The organism is Desulfobotulus sapovorans DSM 2055 (assembly GCF_059569355.1).
On record NZ_JCANVJ010000001.1, the window covers coordinates 149,681 to 167,277 of the forward strand.

Consider the following 17,597-nt stretch of genomic DNA (forward strand, 5'->3'; position numbering starts at 1 on the left):
TGCTGTGGAGGTCAAAAAACAGTCCCTTCACGAGAGCTGTATTTTATCCGGACACTATGTTTTTATTTTTTAAATGTTTTAGTGTCAACTAAAAAATTAAAAATAAAAAATAATTTTTTGGGGATTTTTTGAGTCAGAAGGGAGAGGGAAAGGCTGTTGATTCCGGAGCAGACTTACTGGGGATTCAGGGGGGCGGAAGGGGCCGGTTCCGGGCTGCCGCCCCTTACGGGTTCTTCATGGGCCTCGGGGAGGTTTTCTGGCAGGTTTTCAGGGCGCGGCTTCAGGTAGTGGATTTGCATACCCAGGTCATCACGGGTATCGGGTATGCCATCTTTTCCGGGGCTTTTGAGTTCAAAGCCTGATCCGTCTTTTCCCAGTCTGTAGATCAGGGGGTTGCCCCATGCATCAATGGGGGTTTTTCGCCTTAGATTGTCGGGAAAGTGTTCTGCCAGAAAGGTGTCGAGAGCATTTTCGGCAGGGTAAGAACCGTTTTTCTGGTAGTGGGCCTCAAGAAGCAGGGCCGTTTCCTGCATTTCCTGACGAACCGAGTTTTCCAGAAGGTGCGCGATGCTGATGCTCAGCATCTGGTCAATTTCATCCCGGTGCAGGAAGAAAATCAGGGTGATCCCCAGAGCATACAGGGGGAAGCGCATCCAGAAACGGTATGGAAAGGGGAAGATTTTTTTCATTCAGGAGATATAGCAGCACCTCATGACCTCGGCCAGAAAAAAATTCCGTCTCCACAAGGAGTCCCAACAAAAAACGCTCCCTTCAGGGAGCGCAGTCAGATTTGCATCAGGAAGATTTGGGGCATCAGTAGGGAAGAACAGCGATTTTTTCGGCATCCTCAAGCCTGAGGGTGAGATGATAGCCCTTTACCTTGATACCGATGGTATCATTTTCCAGATCAATTTCTTCGATTTCCACGACATTTCCCGGGCCGGCTTCAATGTCATTGAGGTGTCTGAGGGCGGAAGCCCTGCCTTCCAGAGAGGAAAGCACACCTTTTTCACCCGCCTTCATGCGGGAAAGGGGGAGCAGGCTCCTGGGGGTATCCTGAACCATATCTTTTTTTTCACGGATTTCGTTGACGCAATTGGAAAGGCAGGATTCACATCCGCCAGCTTTTGCACGCTCGCAGTGCCGGGAAAACCCTTTGAGCCATTCCGCGCCACCTCTGGGACAGATATCCACAAATTCCACAAACTGGATGAGACGATCCAAAATGGTGGGAGATATGGCATGTTCCATTTTACAGGCCGCATCTTCGGCCTCATTTTCGGGAATTTGAAGAATTTTTGTGAAAAAATCCTTGAGGGCTTCGTGGCGGCGCACCACATCCCGTGCCAGCTCCGTACCTTTGGCCGTAAGGGTGATAAGATCATAGGGAGCGTAATTGATATAGCCCTTTTCAGACAAGGATCTGAGGGCACCGGTCACAGAGGAGTTGTTCACATTGAGGCGTTTGGCAATGTCTTTGGCCCGTGCGGCCTGTTTTTCGGCAACAACGTGAAAAATGGTTTCCAGGTAGTCCTCAAGACTTGCACTTAGTTTTTCATTTTCGGATTCGGACATGGTCTCTTCCTGGGATTGGGATTCATGGGCCTTTTGCCCTGTTGTCTGTAGGCGATGCAGGTGTAAAGAAAGGAAAAGATTCTTTCTTCGGAGAATCTTTGCTTATTGTAAATACCATCGTTTTCTTTGGCTTTTTTGTCAAGCCATAAAACCGTATCGGGTTTCTGAAAAATCTGTTCCTGAGAAAAGATTTCTTTTTTGGGTAAGTATCTGCCCTGAAAACTGCGGGGAGATGGATTTTATTTATTCTGCATACGGATCATCCAGCTGGGTTCTCCATTATAACTGCTCACCTGGATTTCATTAAAAATGACATTTCTCACCCTTTCATTGACCGTCATCTGGGATTTGGGGCCGGTAATCCGTGTGCCCGGCATCATGGGGCCTTTCAGTTTCAGAACCGGACTTGGCGGATTGCTCTTGTTCCAGTCCTGAAGTGATCGGTATTCCCAGCTGTTTTCCTCAATTTTTTTGCTGAGTTTTTCCATTTTTTCCTGATTCTCGAGAATGGTATCGAGGATGCTGTCCTGCTCAGTAAAAAGGGCTTCAACGGTTTTTTCTGCGGAAAGGATAATGGCCTCCAGGTTTTTGATCTGCTGGACAAGGGCCTCGGTTTTTGGCGTGTCCTGTTTTATTTCCTGGTACAGCTTTGCAATGATTTTGTGGGTTTCATCCTGGAGCTGGGCTTTTTCTGCTATTTCCCGGTGCAAATCGACCTGTCGGCCTTCCTCCTTTGTGATGTTTTTTTGTATCTGTTCCATTTCCTGTTTCAGAGTCTCTTTTTCTTCATTGAGGCGCAGGGTTTCATTCTGGACACGAAAATCTATTCCAATAAAAAGGGTACAGGAAGAGGAAGCTTCTGTTCCGACCTCGTAGATTTCCATCCCCCCTCTGGCGGCGGCCTCACTGGCGATGAGCTTGCCTCTGGGCAGGATGAGGGCACCGCTGGTGCGGATAACAGAGTTGATGATTTCTTTTTCAACAAGGATGTTACCGAAGGCAAAAATTTCAGAGTCAATAATAAATTTTGCCTGCACCGTACCCCCTGCCCGGACTTTTGAGCCGATGATGCCGTCTTGAATCACCAGATCTCCGCTGACTTCAATATCTGCTTTTGTTGCTGTTATGGCTGTTGCAGAAGCGGCTTTCACACAGAATCCGGGTTGTACACTGCCCCTGATACGGATGGCCCCATGGAAAAGGACATGACCGGTTTTGGGATCCACGTTGCCCTCTATGCCCATTTCTGGGAATACGGAAATTTTTCCTCCCAGGGTTGCCTGGGGCTGACCATCAATCAGGGCATAAATCATCTGGCCATCCAGGGAAAGTTCGGCTCCGGAACCCGCCCTCAGTTCCACATCTTTTGGTTCTCGGGGCTGGGAGGCTTCGCCTGTCACCTTCATGCCGGGCTTCCCCTTTTGAGGGGGGATACGTTCCGCAAGAAGACTGTGGGCTTTTGTGAAGGGGGTTTCTCCTCTGTCGAAATAATCAATTTTCCCGTCTGCATCGATTTTTCCCGCCTTCAGATGGTCAGGGTCAAAACCATAGCGGATATACCCATCCACGGGTTCGGTGGGGGCAATGCCTCTGGCTACCGGAAAGGCTTCCTTGTGGGCCTGAGTGTTGTCCAGATAAGCCTGGAGGGTTTTATCCGATACCCCTCCGAAGAGTACCCCGGCATCTTTGATGAGTTGTTTGAGTCCTGCAATGTCCATGTCCCTTGAAAGTTCAGGAGCCGGGATGAGCTGTGCTGTCATACCCTCCATGTCTATTTCCACCAGCACCCCGGCATCAGCGGGGACAGGCAGAGCCGGGTTTTCCTGTGAAGATGTCTGTTGTGGTGTGCTTGGGGGAGCCTGGGAGGGTGTCGGGGCAGAAGGGATACGTTTTTGCTCACGCAGTACGGAGATCATCTGTTTGTGGCTCAGGACTCCGGCTTCCACAAGGATGTTACCGAGAAGCTTGATGGTTTTGTTGCGCTTGAATTTGGCCAGCTGGGTTTCCAAAGCTCTCAGAATATCTTCCTGGGTGCAGTACTGATGGATCACACAGAGACGGCCAAAAAGCTGATCCATCTGTCGGGTTTCGTAGAAAAGACGGGTGGCATGGAGCAGGCTGATTTCCTTGCGGCCTACAAAGCCCAGGGTTTCAAGCACCACACTGAGACTGGGGGGCTTTTCGTTTTTTTGTTGCTGGTTCCAGTACAGAATGGCGTTTTGCAGCTGCTCTGTTGTGATGAAATGATACTGGAGAGCCATACGGGCGATGGCCATTTCTTCTGCGGGGATTTTCCGGGAACTCCCCGTAATCTGTCTTCTTCTTTCTTCCTCCTGTAATTTTTCCAGAAGGGAAGGGGACGCCGGAGGATGGGGATCCGTTTTATTTTCCCGCATCCGCATTAAAATGAGGTCTCTTTTTTCCGGGCTGAGTTTTTCCTTTTGTATCAGGATATCCCCGACGGCCAGCAGCCGACCTTCCCGGTAGGCCTGGGCCTGTTCCTGTAAGGCCGTTTCACAGCTTTCAGAATCAAGAAGTTTCATTTCCAGCGCCGTGGAACAGAATTGCCGATCCAGAGAACGCAGGGTGCTGGCCAGGAGTTTTTCCATGGATGCCGCCTGGATATAGCCTCCGGAAAGAAGGACTTCCTCCAGAGTCTGTGGCGTTCCAGAGGCTTTGCTTCTGTACATTTCCGATATGGCCTGACGAAGCTGATCCCGTGTAAGCAGGCCATTTTTAATGGCAATCCTTCCCAGAATGGGATAGGCCATGTCCCTTTTCAGATCCTGGGCGGACATTCCTGCCGGAGGAGATGCGGTGGCGGATGAAGGGGGGGGCTGCGGCATCATATGGCCTCCTGAGAGGAAAGAAGGAGAAGGTCTGGACGTCTGGTGGATATAAGCATATTTTAGCGGATGTAAAAAGCAGGGAGATGTCTGAGCTTGTTTTGAATCCCTGTCGGCGGGGGATGCCCGCTGTCAAAGCCTGCTCTCTTTTACCAGAAAGGAAAGAAATCATGACCCGGGGGTATCTTGAACACCTGAATCTCTTGTGCGATATGGGGGAGCTGACATCCGCCCTGATGGATTCCCATGATATTCAGACTTTTCTTAACCGGACTGTGGCCCTGGTGGCAAGACATTTGAAAGCAGAGGTCTGTTCCATCTACCTCTACGATGAGGTTTTAAACCGTCTGTTCCTGCGGGCGACCCTTGGACTGTACCCGGAATCCGTGGGATCTGTGTCTCTTTTTCCTGAAGAGGGCCTTGTGGGACGGGTCTTTTCCAGCCTTGCACCTTTGTGCATCGGAAACGGGCAGAAGCATCCGGATTTTCGCTATTTTGCCCAGACCGGGGAAGAGCGCTTTCTCTCTTTTCTCGCTGTTCCCATACACCGGGGCAGTCTTTGTATTGGTGTACTGGTGGTGCAGCATATGGAGGCAGATCATTTCGGGGAGATGGATGTACGGGCACTGCGGGCAACGGCATCGCAGCTGGCCAGTGTTCTGGAAAACGCCCGTCTGCTGCTTTCCCTTTCCGGAGAAGATTTTCTGAAGACAGCCCCCCTCTCTCCACCCATACCGTCCCTGATTCGGGCCAAAGTGGCGTCTCCCGGGTATGCTACAGGGTCTTCTCTCATTTTCGGTGTGAAACGCCGGTCCCTTCTTCTCGAAGATCCGGAAGCAGGGTGTAGCTGTGAACCCATTCCCTTTTCCCAGGCGATGGAAAAGACCCTTGCAGATCTTGGGGCACTTCAGGAGCGTTTTACGGAAAGGCTTCCGGAAAGTGCTTCCCTGATTTTTACAGCCCATTTCATGATGCTGAAGGATCCTTCTTTTCGCAGGCGTATTGAGGAAAAAATGGGGCAGGGGCTTTCTGCCATGGCGGCGGTGCGTACCGTGGCCCGGTATTATATCGCTCTTTTTGACGCCTCTCCCCAGGCTTATATCCGGGAGAAGGCGGCGGATATGGAAGACGTTTCCTGCAGGCTTCTTGAAAACATGAAACCCTGCCAGGATGAGGCCTCCATTTTCAGGCCTGAAGGCAGCATTGTGATTGCGGCAGAGCTTTTTCCTTCGGATATTCTGAAGCTTGTCAGTGAAAATGTGGCGGGAATCGTTCTGGTTTCCGGAGGCCTTACCTCCCATGTCTCCATTTTGTGCCGATCCCTCCATATTCCCCTGCTTTTTGTCGAGGAAAGGACGCTTTTGCAGCTTCCCGAAGGAACGCCCCTTCTCATGGATGCCATTACGGGGAATCTCTATGTGAATCCGGAGGCGGAGGTAAGGGAAACCTTTGCCAGGAGTGAAGAGGCCCGACGGAATACGGAGTCCGTTGTCGAAAATATGGCGGAAACAACCTGCACAGGGGATGGGGTAGGGGTGAGGCTTCTTGCCAACATCAACCTGCTTTCCGAGATGCGCCTTGCCAAGGTCATGAAGGCGGAGGGAATCGGTCTGTACCGCAGCGAATTTCCCTTTCTGATCCGTCCAGCCTTTCCTTCGGAAACGGAACAGGTTGCCATTTACAGAAAGCTGTTTGAGGAGATGCCGGACAGGGTCGTGACCATCCGTACCCTGGACGTGGGGGGCGAAAAGGTGCTGGCCCATGTCAACGGGGAGGAAGAGGTGAACCCTGAACTGGGGCTGCGCTCCATCCGTTTTTCCCTTTTGTACAGGGATGTGTTTGAGGCCCAGATCCGGGCCATTCTGCGTGCGGCATCGGGTGCTGCAAGTCCGAGGATCATGTTTCCCATGATATCCAGCCTGGATGAGTTTCGGGAGGCAAAGGCCATTGTACTTTCCTGTATGGCGGCGCTTCAAAAAGAAGGGCTTGCCTGCCATGTATCGCCCCAGATCGGTATGATGGTGGAGCTGCCCGCAGCGGTGGAAATCATCGAGGAGTTTGCAAAGGAAGCGGATTTTTTTTCCATCGGAACCAATGATCTTGTGCAGTATATGCTGGCCGTGGATCGCAGCAATGCGCAGGTGGCCCATTATTATCAGCCCCAGCATCCTGCTGTGCTGCGTGCCCTGACCCGTGTGGCGAGGGCTGGAAAGGCTGCGGGAATCGACGTGTCCGTTTGTGGGGAAATGGGCCACGATGCGGCTTTTATTCCCTTTCTGCTGGGAATCGGCATACGTACCCTGAGTCTTGATGCCCAGTTCATGCCCGCTGTGCAGCAGCAGATTCTGACGTTGAAGATGAAGGAAGCGGAGGAACATGCTGAACGGCTTCTTGCCCTGGCATCGATCCGGGAGGTCTCGTCAGTCCTTGGGCTTAAAGGATGATATAAAAGAGCTGGGACGGCGGGCCGTCCCAGCCGGGGAGCAGACAGACTGAACGTGAAAGCCCGGAACAGGCGGTCAGGCAGAAGGGGGACAGGCACGGAGCCTGCCCCTGCCTGGCATGGGTGAAAAAGATAAAAATCAAGATTTAAACATCCTCGGAAAAATTCTCAGAAGACTGAAAACGCCCCCAAGACGCTGTAAGATGCCATTTCCATAGAAGGTGTAACAGGCTCCCCGGATACCCTGGTAAACGGTAGCGCCAAAGGGATGCCACCAGAGATTTTTCTTTGCAAAGGGGGCGTAGAGGTCATGCACCACCACCTTGGGATAGGTCATTTCGTCAAAACCGAGCTGACCGTGGGTACGACCGCCCCCTGTTTCCTTGGGGCCTCCCCAGGGCGTTTCCGCCAGCCCGTGGCTCATCAGATGATCGTTGATGGTCGCCACCCCCACCTGAATCTTTCTTGCCAGAGCTTCGGCCTTTTTGCTGTCCTTTGACCATACGGAACAGGTAAGCCCGAGATCTGAATCGTTTGCCAGAAGAAGGGCCTCCTCCATGCTTTTCACCGCCATGACGCCGATGACGGGGCCGAAGGTTTCTTCCCGCATCACCAGCATGGAATGATCCACATGGGTCAGTACCATGGGGGAGACAAGGTAGGGATGCCCCGGCTGCATGGGCGGTTTTGCCTGGGCATGAATTTTTGCACCACGGGCCAGGGCCTCTTCCACATGGCGTTTCACGGTTTCCACCTGACGCAGGGTGGTGATGCAGCCGATATCCACCTCATGATCCCTGTCGTAGCCCACCCGCAGGGCCTCGGTTTTTTCCTTCAGAATCTCAAGGAAATCATCGTACACGGCTTCATGGACATAGACCCTCTCCACCCCGCCACAGGACTGGCCCGCGTTCTGAAATCCGGCCCATACGGCTCCGGCTGCCGCCCGGTGCAGATCCGCATCTTCACAGACCAGCATGGCATCGTTGCCGCCCAGCTCCAGACATACGGGGGTGAGGGTTTTGGCCGCAAGTTCAGAGATCTGTTTGCCCACGGGAACGGAGCCTGTAAAAAAGAGCTTGTCCACCCCGTTGGCGAGAAAGGCTGCCGAAGACTCGGAGCCCCTCATGTTCACATAGGAAAAAACACCCTCCGGCAGATCCGCTGCCTCCATGCACTGTTTCAGGGCCAGTCCGGCCATCTGGGTTTCCGTCGCCGCCTTGAGTACCACACAGTTTCCCGCAAGCAGGGCCATGATCACTTCGGAAAAGGGAATGGCAAAGGGGTAGTTCCAGGGGGAAATCACACCCACCACACCGTAGGGTACCCGGGTGATCTTGCTGATCTTGTTCATGAAAAGGAGGGAGGACGGCAGGATGCGGTGGTCTTTCAGAAAACTTTTCGCCTTTTTGCAGTAATAGGTGAGGGCCGCAATGGCGGGAAGAACTTCCGCCGCGAGGGCGTCCGTCCGGGTTTTACCGTTGTCCCGCGCGATGGTCTCGGCGAGGCTGTCCACATGATCCACCATATAGGTGCGGATTTTTTTGATTTTGGCAATTTTTTCTTTCATGGGAAGGGCGGCCCATTCGGGCTGGGCGCCCCGCGCTTTCATGAAGAACTGCCTGACCTCATCTGCGGTGTGCATGGGAGAATAGCCGAGGATTTCCCCTGTTCCGGGATTCTCACATTTTGTCTGTTCCATCTCCTGAAAAGCCTCTGTCTGATACATGCAAAACTCCTTGTTTATGCGTCCTTGCCTGCGGGGTGGCGGGATGGGAGACCTTCGGGTTTCAGAAGGCTTTTTTCAGAACGGCTCTGGCATCTTCAATGCCCATTTCTTTGGGATTCATCATCAGGGCACCATCATTGATGGCCTTGAGGGCGATGTCCTCCAGATGTTCCTCACGTGCCCCCGCATCCTTAAGCCGCATGGGGAGTCCGCATTTTTTCTCCAGAGCCTTCTGGAGGGTATGGAGGGATTCCAGCAGCCGCTCCGGCCTGTTTTTTGCCGGGGTCGCCGCATAGATATCGGCACCTGCAAAGGGCAGGAGCAGCTCACCGATGTATTTTGCCCTTTCGGGAAGATTATAGGTCAGTCCGTGGGGCAGGAAAATCCCCATGGCCACCCCATGGGGAATGTGGCTGACCGCCCCTGCCGCATGGCCGAGGGCATGCACCATGCCCACCATGGAATTGGAAAAAGCAGCTCCCGCCATACAGGAGGCATTGGCAAGGGCCAGCCTTGCGGTGGCATCCTCTCCGTTTTCCACGGCAACGGGCAGATAGCGGCTGATGAGGGAGATGGCCGCCGTGGCATGGGCGTCACTTAAAGGGTTTTTCTGCAGACAGGTGTAAGCCTCCATGGCGTGGCTCAAGGCATCCATGCCCGTGGCTGCCGTGATTTTTGCCGGCATGGTGAGGGTCATGCGGGGGTCAATGAGGGCAAGATTGGGCAGAAGGTGGCGGGAGACGAAAGCCATCTTCACATTTCTGCGGGTATCCGCAATCACCGCCACAAGGGTCACTTCTGAGCCTGTGCCTGCCGTGGTGGGTACCACCACAAGGGGCTTCAGCGGCCCGGTGAGGCGGTCTGCACCCATATAGTCCTTCAGCTCTCCCTTGTCGTGGGAGACGACAATATTGACCCCCTTGGCCGTGTCAATGGGGGAGCCTCCGCCCACGGCCACAAGGCCATCGCATCCGTTGGTTCGATAGACTTCGGCAATGGCGTTGACCACATCCACGGAGGAATCCGGAGGCACATCATCATAAATGGCACCGATGGTCATGCCGGAGCTTCCAAAGGCTTCCTGCACGATCTGAATGAGGCCTGCGGCCACCACCCCTTTATCGGTGACAATGAGAGGACGGGTAACCCCCATCTGGCCAAGTTCATAGGGAAGATTGTCCAGGGCTTTGTGGCCGGAAACGATTTTGACGGGATTATGAAATTCAAAGTAGGAAGGCAGCATGACGGCAACTCCTCAAAGGGTTTGGAAGATAAGGGTCAGGGGGGCATCCTACAGGCCGAAGGGGATGCCCAGGGTGTAGAGATACAGGCGGCCCAGGATGGGGTGGGCCACGGAAGGCATGCGTTTGACAAGGGGCCTACAGATGATGGCCGGATAGAGATAGGTCAGCAGGCGGTCAAGGCAGCGGACAAAGGACATGGAGCGGGCCACATCGCCTACGAGACTGAGACGGTTTTCCACAAAGGCCCGTGCAGATCCCATCTGCGGTGTGAGAACCAGAAAGGCACTTTCAATGTGTTTGAAGCGGATGACCAGATCCGCGTTCTCTGGTGCTTTGCCGATATACCGGATGCGTCCGCTTTCTTTTTTTATGGCCATGGAAGGCCCTTTGGGCAGGATACACATGGCAAGGGTAAAGCCCTCCTCCCATTCAGCCACCTCTTTGCGGATGCCCGCATCCAGCCTGGCTGCGGACTGAAAGGCCCTGCCCAGCACAAAAAAGACCACCTGGGCCACCAGTTCCTTGAACCATTTTCGGCCCGGAGAAATGGGTGCGTATTTTTTTTTCATACTTTCCTCCCACGCTGACAGTTGTTTTTCGATTTATGGTGACATTGCCTGACGGTGTTTTGCCGCTTTGTTCTGCTTTTATCGGTGAACCGGAGCATCCTCCGTAAACATCCGGTTGGCGGCCATGAGGGAAGCAATGAGGGCACCGAGTTCCACCTTTTCCTCACGGATCAGATCCTGAATGATGCAGCCGTCAATGATGGCGATGATGAGGCGGGCGATGAACCCGGGATTTTTGTGCAGGGGAAAGAGCAGGCAGAGGGCTTCTTCCAGCATGGACTCCCACTGGCTGTAGTTGGCGGAAATTTTTTCCCGCAATCCGGGGTTTCCCGCAACAGCCTCCCGGACAAGGTGAAGATGGAGGCGTCCCCTGTCTCTGGCCTCCAGAAGAGAAGCCATGAGCAGTGTGAACAGACGTTCCGGGTTTTGTCGCATACGTTCCAGAAAACCCAGCAACTCCTCGGTGATGGTGTTCATGTGGGATTCTGTGATGGTGAAGATCAGGTCATTTTTGGAGGCAAAGTGGTAGTGCAGGGTTCCTTTGCTGACTCCGGCTTCGGCGGCAATATCCGCGAGAGAGGCCTTATCAATGCCTTTCTCCAGGAAGAGGCGGGTCGCCGCCTCCAGAATACCTTCTCGTGCCAGACCTTTGGGTCTTTCCGATGTGGTCATGTCCTCTCCGTGAATGCTGTTTCGTTCGGCCAGCCGACCGAATAATGATTCCGTTCTTTACAGGAAAAAAAAGGGTCTTGTCAACAGAAGAAAAAAGATGTGCGGCAGGCGAACACTGTTTTTTTGGGGGAGTGGGACGAGTTGTCCCGGTCTGTCCGCTGTGTCGGGAAGAGCCGTACTGCGGAGGCTAAAGGGCAGCCTGGGCCAGCATGGCGGGGGGCAGGGGGCCGTAAAGACCCTGTCCTGCATTTTCATGGGCAAGCAGTGCAGCACCAAGGGCTCCCGTAAACGGGGCCTCGGGGATCAGGAGGCAGGGAAGGCATGTCGTCAAAAGATCCCGCACAGGGGGGGAAAGGGCGAGACTTCCGGAAAGAAGGAATTTTTTGTGTGCGGGAGAAGGCAGGCTTCTGTACAGGCTTTCTCCCAGTTCTCGGATCAGTTCTGTGGTGCAGTTTTCTCCGGCAAGACTGCGCAGCCAGAGTTCGATGGCGCGGGCATGCAGAAGGACGGGGGACTTTTCAGGGGATGCCTGCTCCTCTCCTGTTTCCATGACAGCATAGGGATGCCGGAGAATGGCCGGATGGGGCAGGTTTTTTGGGGCGGTATTGCCAGGCGGGGAAGCCTGTTTTTTGTCATCCGGCATCATGCCAAGGATTTTTCCCACCCCGGTCACGGCCAGCAGGGGGGCAATACTGTGAAGCGTACGTCCTCCCTTTTCAAAGTCCACACACAGGGCGGTTTCTTCTCCCAGATCCACCACGCGATGGACATCGGGGCAGAGCCATGAGGCTCCCCTGGCCAGGGCAGCAGCCATGGGAAAGACGCCATCCAGCCGTGGGGTGTGGTGAACAAAACAGCCCGTTGCGGCGCACCAGTCCATATCCGAAGGGAAGAGTCCCGTGCATTCCGTCAGGTGTTTCCAGAGCCATTCTGCGATTCTGCCCGGATTGCCGGAATGGGGGCGTGATGCTGCGGCAAGGCAGACACCATCTTCCATGAGGACAACTTTGATGGTGGCATGTCCCATATCCCATCCTGTAAGCATCATGATGGAACCTCCCCGTTTTTTTCTGACGAGACGCTTTCCAGCAGGCTGATAAGCTGGTTCAGGGATGGTGAGGGCAATTCCCGTATGGCGGAAAGTGTTCTGCGGATTACGGGAATTTCATCGTCATAGCGCATGAATCCGGGCATGGCATGGGAGCAGAACACCACCCCCACCATGTGGATGAAAAAGGTACGGCTGAGATCCGGTGAGAATCCAAGATGTTCTCCCATAGCTTTCAGGGCGTAATCCGTTGCTTCATGGAAGGCTGTTCCGGCATTTTTACCGGCTGGGGTTCTCAGATAATCCAGAACCAGAAGGAGGATATTCCGGTAGTGCTCACCATAGCGGCCCAGAATTTCTCCAAAACGATCCAGCCGTTTTTCCTTGGATTCCAGCGTTGAAAGATCTTCCAGATATTCGGCCACATTGGTTTCCATAATACGCTGGAAGAGCATTTCGAGGATACTTTCCTTGGTGGGAAAGTAGTGATAAAGGGTTCCTGTGGAAACGCCCAGGGATTTTGCAATTTCCCGCATGGAAAGGTTGGCGTAGCCTTTTTTTCCGAAAAGCTGAAAGCACTGATCCAGAAGTTCTTTGCGGTATTCTTTGTGATCGACAATTTTGGGCATGGGGCCACCTTTTTATTTCGAATGTTTGTTATAAATAAAAAGATGCGCACTGAAAGTCAAGGATTTTGACCTCTGCCCTGAGCCTGTGACACCTGAAAAAACAGTCGGAACCCATGCATATTCTGTTTGAAAACGAAGATCTTCTTGTGGTTGAAAAGGCCGTTGGCATTGCCGTGATTCCCGAACGCCGGGATACGGCGCCCTGTTTGTTGCATCTTCTGGAAACAATGCGGGATGAGCGGTTGTATGTGGTGCATCGTCTGGATAAGGAAGTCAGCGGGGTTCTCCTTTTTGCCAGAAATGCGCATATGCACCGTCATCTGAGTCTTGCATTTGAACAGCGCCGTGTCCGGAAGAGCTATCTGGCTCTGGTGCATGGTCAGCTTACCCGGGAAGAGGGGACGGTGGATGCCCCCATCCGTATTTTTGGTTCGGGCCGTATGGGGGTGGATGCACTGTCCGGCAAAAAAAGCCTGACCCACTGGAAGCGGGAGGCCGGGGGAAACGGTATGACCCGGCTAGCTGTTTTTCCCGTAACGGGACGCCGGCATCAGATCCGGGTGCATCTCTACCATATGGGCCATCCCATTGTGGGGGATCGACGCTATGGAGAGAAGGCCATGCAGCAGGAATGGCCAAGGCTCATGCTCCATGCCCATCAGCTGGAGTGCTGTCTGCCCTCCGGAGAGATGCTGCATGTTGTTTCTTCCATGCCCGCTGTTTTTGAGACGCTTTTACGATGATGGGCGTACCGAGAATGTTTCAAATACGCCTTCCATAAAGCGGGTCTGTTTTTTTCAGTTTTACCCGCCAGAAACCGTAACCTGCAATGAGAGGAAAATGCCGTGACGGATTTTTCCAGCCTCCATCCGGAATTGAAAAAGGCCCTTGATGGTGTGGCTTCCTTTGTGGAAGCCCTTTCCGGTACGCCCCCCAGCCAGGAGGAGCTTGCCCTGGTACTCGGACGTTATTTTGTGAAAAAGGAAATCTGTGACACCTTGCTGGCGGAAAGGAGTGCCCGCAGCGAGGGATGATGGGAAGATAGGCGGGCAGGAATCATATCTTTTTTCTATTCTCTCTGCCAATTGTATTGACAAGATCAATGGGCAGGCCTATTTTCTATGGGCCATTTTGTTTGGTTGCTCGAAATTCCTTATTATCCTGAAGGTTTGCCGTTAAAACGGTTGTTAAGGAGGTTCCATGATCGAAGTCAGTCCTGCGGCTCTTGAGCAGATCAACGCCTATTTTGAAGGACGCACCGTGATGCCCTTGCGGTTGTTTGTGCATTCCGGTGGCTGAGCGGGTCCATCTCTGGCATTGGCTCTGGATGAGCCAAACAGCAAGGATGAGGTTTTCACCATTGGTGGACATACCTTTGTAGCAGAAGCTGAGTTTATCAAGCAGGCTGCTCCTGTTAAAATTGATTTCACATCCATGGGATTCAAGATTGATTCCAGCATGGATTTTGGGGGCAGCGGATGCGGTTCCTGTAGTGGTTCATGCAGTACCGGTCACTGATTCAGAGTGGTTTTTCCGTAAACAGACCGGTATACTTGCTGATTCAGGGGCACCTTTGCGGGTGCCTTTTTTGTTTTCCTGTGAATTTCTCCTTCTCCCCTCCGCCTGTCCTCTGACGGCCTGTCTTGTCTTTCTTTTTTTCCTGTTATAAACTTTTTTCCATCTGTGAAGCCATCCGGGGCAATTGGATTTTTGCGGACAGGGGAGGGAAATGGTGGAAGTGTGCAGCATGTGCGGCAGATGCAAGGCCGCATCAACATGCCTTGAAACCCGTATTCGTATCGAGGGGACGTTTTACCGTCCTCTGCCCTGGCAACCCGGGAAAAAGACGGTTTTTGAACAGGATGGACTGCCCCGGCGCTGCCCATCCTGTGGTGTGTTGCCCGGAGGCTTTCACCATGTGGGCTGTATCCTGGAAATCTGCCCCCGCTGCCGGAAAAACTGGCTGTCCTGCAACTGTTTTGGCATCAAGATTGCCGTGAAAAAGGGAGAAAAGCCCCGATCTGCCCAAGTACTGGTCTTTCCGGGCAAGGGAATGAAACCCGGTTTTTCTGGAGGTGGATTGTGAGGGGATGGTTTTTATTTTTTATTCCGGTGCTTTTGGTTTTTTTGGGGCTGTATGTCCTGAGGCGTGCAAAGCGCAGGAAGGATGTCTATATCTGTACCCTTTACGATGAAAGGGACTGCACCTGTACTCCTGGAGAGGAGGAAAAACGATGAGAATTTTTTCAGGAATCCTGATACTGGCCTTTTGCCTTGCACTGTCAGCTTGTGCAGAAAAACAGAAGGATGACGACAGGCTGATGCTCCTGGGGAACTGGCGGGCTTCCCATATGAATGTTCATACCGTTTTAACCCTGAGGAACAATGGGAGCTGGCAGGCCGAGGATCGTGTTGAAGGCAGACATACCCGGATCGTTGAAAAAAGAGGTAAAAGTACGGGACGCTGGAATCTGGAGTCCAAGGACCGCATTGTTTTTTCAGTGGAGACTGCTGAGGAGGCTGCGATGTGGCCTGCGGGTTCCATGCAGTCCTTTGATATTACCAGTAAAGATGCGGGTCTGATGGTTTTTAAGCGAGAGGGCGGTCGTACTTTGGAGTGGAGAAAAATCAGAGCCGAGAGGCCTGAAGAGGGGGAAGTTCTGCTGCATCAGGTGGTAAACATGCCCCCCCTGCTTGTGAATGTGGCCCGTTCCCGTCTCCTTGAGCGTCAGCGTTTTTTGTGTATGGAGATGGAATTTGTGCTCTCCCTTGAAACACCCGTGCAGATTCCGGAAGAGATTCCGCCGCCGCCCCCCCTGCATCCCGAAGTCCGGGAGATTCTTCTCTTCTATCTTTCCAGCCTGGAGTACAAGGACATCAATTCCTTTGACAAGGTCAAGGCCCAGCGTCTGCATTTGCGACAGATGCTGAATCCCTATTTTGAAAATCGTCTTCATGAAATTGAAGTCCGCAATATTATTGTGGCTTCCAGCAAAGAGAGCTTCGAGGAATTTATTTTGCAATATCCGGAGCTTCGGCATGAATTTGGCCTGACTCCACCCGAGAAGGCCCCTCCCTCACCACCTGAGGCGGAGGCGGAAGCGAAGGCCGGGTAGGGAGCTGGGAGGGTGTTGGGAGAAACAGAGGTCGAAATATAGACTCACAAGGTCTTTATTTCGACCTTTTTTTTTCTGAATATGACCCCTAGAATTCCAATGGATTGTGTTTTGTTTTTTATATCAATAGGTTGTGGTTCTATGTCGGTTTGGCATACTCCTCGCAATGTAGGGGAACAAAGCAAGCGCATCCTTTCCCCCTTCCGGGTAAGGGCCTTTACTACCCCCCTTTCAATAAAGGAGTCTGCCATGAGAACCAAGGAACAGTACATCAGTGATCTGATGAAGCTCAAAAAAAATATCTTTTACAAGGGTGAACGGATCAGCCGGGATCATAAGGATCTGGAAATGACCCTGGGGGTTCTCGGCCACACCTTTGAAGCCGCCCGCGATCCTGAAAAAGCCCATCTCTGCACCGCCGTTTCCCACTTAAGCGGAGAAACCATCAACCGCTTCTGTCATATCCACCAGAGTCCTCAGGATCTGCATAAAAAGCAGGACATGACCCGTATGCTCTGCCGGGAAGTGGGCTACTGCATCGGTCGCTGCATGGGGGCGGATGCCAGCAATGCGGTGAACATCATCTCCTATGAGGCGGACAAGGCCAATGGGGGCAAGACCCGGTATCACGAAAATTTTCTGAAATGGCTGGATAATTTCCAGAAAAAAGACCTTGTGGTGGCCTGCGCCCAGACGGACGTGAAGGGGGAGCGTCTGCTGCGGCCCTCCCAGCAGCCGGATCCGGATCAGTACCTCCATGTGGTGGAAAGAAACAGTGAAGGGATCGTGGTTACAGGATGCAAGGTACACATCACCCAGGCTTCCGTTGCCGATGAGATCATGGTGGTGCCCACCCGTGCCCTTACCGAGGAGGAAAAGGATTATGCCGTGGCTTTCGCCATCCCCTCGGATGCGGACGGCATCACCCAGGTGATTCATCCCCACAACATGCGCAGCCGAACCCATTTCAAACGGGGTTTTGATTTTGGCGCTGCGGACTCTTATGTGATCTTTGACAAGGTGTTTGTTCCCTGGGATCGGGTCTTCCTCTGCGGTGAGCATCAGCATGGCGGACTCTGCGCCCTCCTGTTTGCCCTTTTCCACCGGCACAGCTATTCCGGGTGCAAGCCCGCCATCGGCGACATCACCATGGGACTTGCCGCCCTGGCTGCGGAGGTGAATGGCATTGAAAAAACGCCCCATGTGAAGGAAAAGCTGGCCAGCATCATCCAGATTGCGGAACTGGGTTATGCCGCAGGCTATACCGCATCCGCCCTGGCCAAGCCTGAGGTGAACATTCCCGGTTTCGGCCCCGTTCCCTTTGGTCCCGGTGCCTATGTACCCAATTCCATCTACTGCAACGTGGGGCGGTGTCTCACCGGAGAGGCGGTCTTCCATGAGCAGGAAATGCTCTGCGACATCGCAGGCGGGGTGCCGGCCACCTTCCCCTATGAGCAGGATCTCGTGAATGAGGAGCTGAAGCCTTATCTGGAAAAATACCTGAAACGCAACGCAAAAATTCCTGTGGATGACCAGATCCGTTTCTGGCTGTACTTCAGCGACATGACCGTATCCTCCATGGCGGGCTGCATGAACTACGCCAGTGTCCATGGTGGGGGCTCTCCCATTATGGAGCAGATCGCCATTACTACCCAGTACAACCTGAAGGAGAGAAAAGACGTGGTGAGACGGCTTGCCGGGATGTCCAAGGCCTGAGCCCTGTTTA

15 protein-coding genes are annotated in these 17,597 nt (G+C 53.1%); 6 read left to right on the top strand and 9 right to left on the bottom strand.

Annotation, left to right across the window (positions count from 1 at the left end; genetic code table 11):
• Nucleotides 1-173 precede the first annotated feature (173 nt).
• The 3 genes from BR04_RS00560 to BR04_RS00570 all read right to left on the bottom strand — a co-directional run bounded on the left by BR04_RS00560 (nt 174) and on the right by BR04_RS00570 (nt 4,424).
• Nucleotides 174-653 carry a type II secretion system protein GspG gene (locus BR04_RS00560; RefSeq protein ID WP_496354031.1) on the bottom strand — a complete coding sequence of 160 codons (480 nt, stop codon included), beginning with the start codon at nt 651-653 and terminating at the stop codon, nt 174-176.
• A 160-nt stretch (nt 654-813) separates the two neighbouring features.
• Entirely contained in the window at nt 814-1,575 is a 762-nt protein-coding gene (locus BR04_RS00565; protein WP_496354032.1) for a metal-dependent transcriptional regulator, read from the bottom strand.
• Nucleotides 1,576-1,814: 239 nt separating this feature from the next.
• On the bottom strand, nt 1,815-4,424 hold the full coding sequence (locus BR04_RS00570) for a FapA family protein (RefSeq protein ID WP_496354033.1): 2,610 nt from the start codon (nt 4,422-4,424) through the stop codon (nt 1,815-1,817).
• Between the two features lie 167 nt (nt 4,425-4,591).
• On the opposite strand from BR04_RS00570, the gene ptsP reads away from it, so the two are divergent.
• Nucleotides 4,592-6,865: a phosphoenolpyruvate--protein phosphotransferase gene (ptsP, locus tag BR04_RS00575; RefSeq protein WP_496354034.1), complete on the top strand. Its 2,274-nt coding sequence runs from the start codon at nt 4,592-4,594 to the stop codon at nt 6,863-6,865.
• A gap of 138 nt (nt 6,866-7,003) precedes the next feature.
• Here ptsP and BR04_RS00580 read toward each other — a convergent pair whose 3' ends face one another.
• From BR04_RS00580 to BR04_RS00605, 6 genes are all read right to left on the bottom strand, one after another.
• Nucleotides 7,004-8,593 carry an aldehyde dehydrogenase family protein gene (locus tag BR04_RS00580; RefSeq protein ID WP_496354035.1) on the bottom strand — a complete coding sequence of 530 codons (1,590 nt, stop codon included), beginning with the start codon at nt 8,591-8,593 and terminating at the stop codon, nt 7,004-7,006.
• Between the two features lie 61 nt (nt 8,594-8,654).
• Complete coding sequence (locus BR04_RS00585; protein WP_496354036.1) at nt 8,655-9,836, bottom strand: iron-containing alcohol dehydrogenase; 1,182 nt, start codon at nt 9,834-9,836, stop codon at nt 8,655-8,657.
• 48 nt (nt 9,837-9,884) lie between these two features.
• Nucleotides 9,885-10,406: a hypothetical protein gene (locus BR04_RS00590; RefSeq protein ID WP_496354037.1), complete on the bottom strand. Its 522-nt coding sequence runs from the start codon at nt 10,404-10,406 to the stop codon at nt 9,885-9,887.
• Between the two features lie 78 nt (nt 10,407-10,484).
• Entirely contained in the window at nt 10,485-11,078 is a 594-nt protein-coding gene (locus tag BR04_RS00595) for a TetR/AcrR family transcriptional regulator (protein ID WP_496354038.1), read from the bottom strand.
• 187 nt (nt 11,079-11,265) lie between these two features.
• A complete protein-coding gene (locus tag BR04_RS00600) occupies nt 11,266-12,126 on the bottom strand; it encodes a hypothetical protein (RefSeq protein WP_496354039.1) in 861 nt (286 codons plus the stop codon).
• Complete coding sequence (locus BR04_RS00605; protein WP_496354040.1) at nt 12,123-12,755, bottom strand: TetR/AcrR family transcriptional regulator; 633 nt, start codon at nt 12,753-12,755, stop codon at nt 12,123-12,125. Before BR04_RS00605 ends, BR04_RS00600 begins: the two co-directional genes overlap by 4 nt.
• 113 nt (nt 12,756-12,868) lie before the next feature.
• Here BR04_RS00605 and BR04_RS00610 point away from each other — a divergent pair, with 113 nt between their 5' ends.
• The 5 genes from BR04_RS00610 (at nt 12,869) to BR04_RS00630 (ending at nt 17,587) form a co-directional block, all read left to right on the top strand.
• Nucleotides 12,869-13,498 (top strand): RluA family pseudouridine synthase, encoded by a 630-nt coding sequence (locus BR04_RS00610; protein WP_496354041.1) that lies wholly within the window; start codon nt 12,869-12,871, stop codon nt 13,496-13,498.
• Nucleotides 13,499-13,600: 102 nt separating this feature from the next.
• Nucleotides 13,601-13,789 carry a hypothetical protein gene (locus BR04_RS00615; RefSeq protein WP_496354042.1) on the top strand — a complete coding sequence of 63 codons (189 nt, stop codon included), beginning with the start codon at nt 13,601-13,603 and terminating at the stop codon, nt 13,787-13,789.
• Nucleotides 13,790-14,484: 695 nt separating this feature from the next.
• Nucleotides 14,485-14,841 (top strand): hypothetical protein, encoded by a 357-nt coding sequence (locus BR04_RS00620; protein ID WP_496354043.1) that lies wholly within the window; start codon nt 14,485-14,487, stop codon nt 14,839-14,841.
• A gap of 148 nt (nt 14,842-14,989) precedes the next feature.
• Nucleotides 14,990-15,871, top strand: a complete 882-nt coding sequence (locus tag BR04_RS00625; protein ID WP_496354044.1) for a flagellar basal body-associated FliL family protein — start codon at nt 14,990-14,992, stop codon at nt 15,869-15,871.
• A gap of 249 nt (nt 15,872-16,120) precedes the next feature.
• Nucleotides 16,121-17,587 (top strand): 4-hydroxyphenylacetate 3-hydroxylase family protein, encoded by a 1,467-nt coding sequence (locus BR04_RS00630; RefSeq protein ID WP_496354045.1) that lies wholly within the window; start codon nt 16,121-16,123, stop codon nt 17,585-17,587.
• Nucleotides 17,588-17,597: the final 10 nt, after the last annotated feature.

Bases quoted from the DNA above. Each gene is read 5' to 3' on its own strand.
- BR04_RS00560 (WP_496354031.1), bottom strand. From the start codon at position 653: ATGCGCTTCCCCCTGTATGCTCTGGGGATCACCCTGATTTTCTTCCTG.
- BR04_RS00565 (WP_496354032.1), bottom strand. From the start codon at position 1,575: ATGTCCGAATCCGAAAATGAAAAACTAAGTGCAAGTCTTGAGGACTAC.
- BR04_RS00570 (WP_496354033.1), bottom strand. From the start codon at position 4,424: ATGATGCCGCAGCCCCCCCCTTCATCCGCCACCGCATCTCCTCCGGCA.
- ptsP (WP_496354034.1), top strand. From the start codon at position 4,592: ATGACCCGGGGGTATCTTGAACACCTGAATCTCTTGTGCGATATGGGG.
- BR04_RS00580 (WP_496354035.1), bottom strand. From the start codon at position 8,593: ATGTATCAGACAGAGGCTTTTCAGGAGATGGAACAGACAAAATGTGAG.
- BR04_RS00585 (WP_496354036.1), bottom strand. From the start codon at position 9,836: ATGCTGCCTTCCTACTTTGAATTTCATAATCCCGTCAAAATCGTTTCC.
- BR04_RS00590 (WP_496354037.1), bottom strand. From the start codon at position 10,406: ATGAAAAAAAAATACGCACCCATTTCTCCGGGCCGAAAATGGTTCAAG.
- BR04_RS00595 (WP_496354038.1), bottom strand. From the start codon at position 11,078: ATGACCACATCGGAAAGACCCAAAGGTCTGGCACGAGAAGGTATTCTG.
- BR04_RS00600 (WP_496354039.1), bottom strand. From the start codon at position 12,126: ATGATGCTTACAGGATGGGATATGGGACATGCCACCATCAAAGTTGTC.
- BR04_RS00605 (WP_496354040.1), bottom strand. From the start codon at position 12,755: ATGCCCAAAATTGTCGATCACAAAGAATACCGCAAAGAACTTCTGGAT.
- BR04_RS00610 (WP_496354041.1), top strand. From the start codon at position 12,869: ATGCATATTCTGTTTGAAAACGAAGATCTTCTTGTGGTTGAAAAGGCC.
- BR04_RS00620 (WP_496354043.1), top strand. From the start codon at position 14,485: ATGGTGGAAGTGTGCAGCATGTGCGGCAGATGCAAGGCCGCATCAACA.
- BR04_RS00625 (WP_496354044.1), top strand. From the start codon at position 14,990: ATGAGAATTTTTTCAGGAATCCTGATACTGGCCTTTTGCCTTGCACTG.
- BR04_RS00630 (WP_496354045.1), top strand. From the start codon at position 16,121: ATGAGAACCAAGGAACAGTACATCAGTGATCTGATGAAGCTCAAAAAA.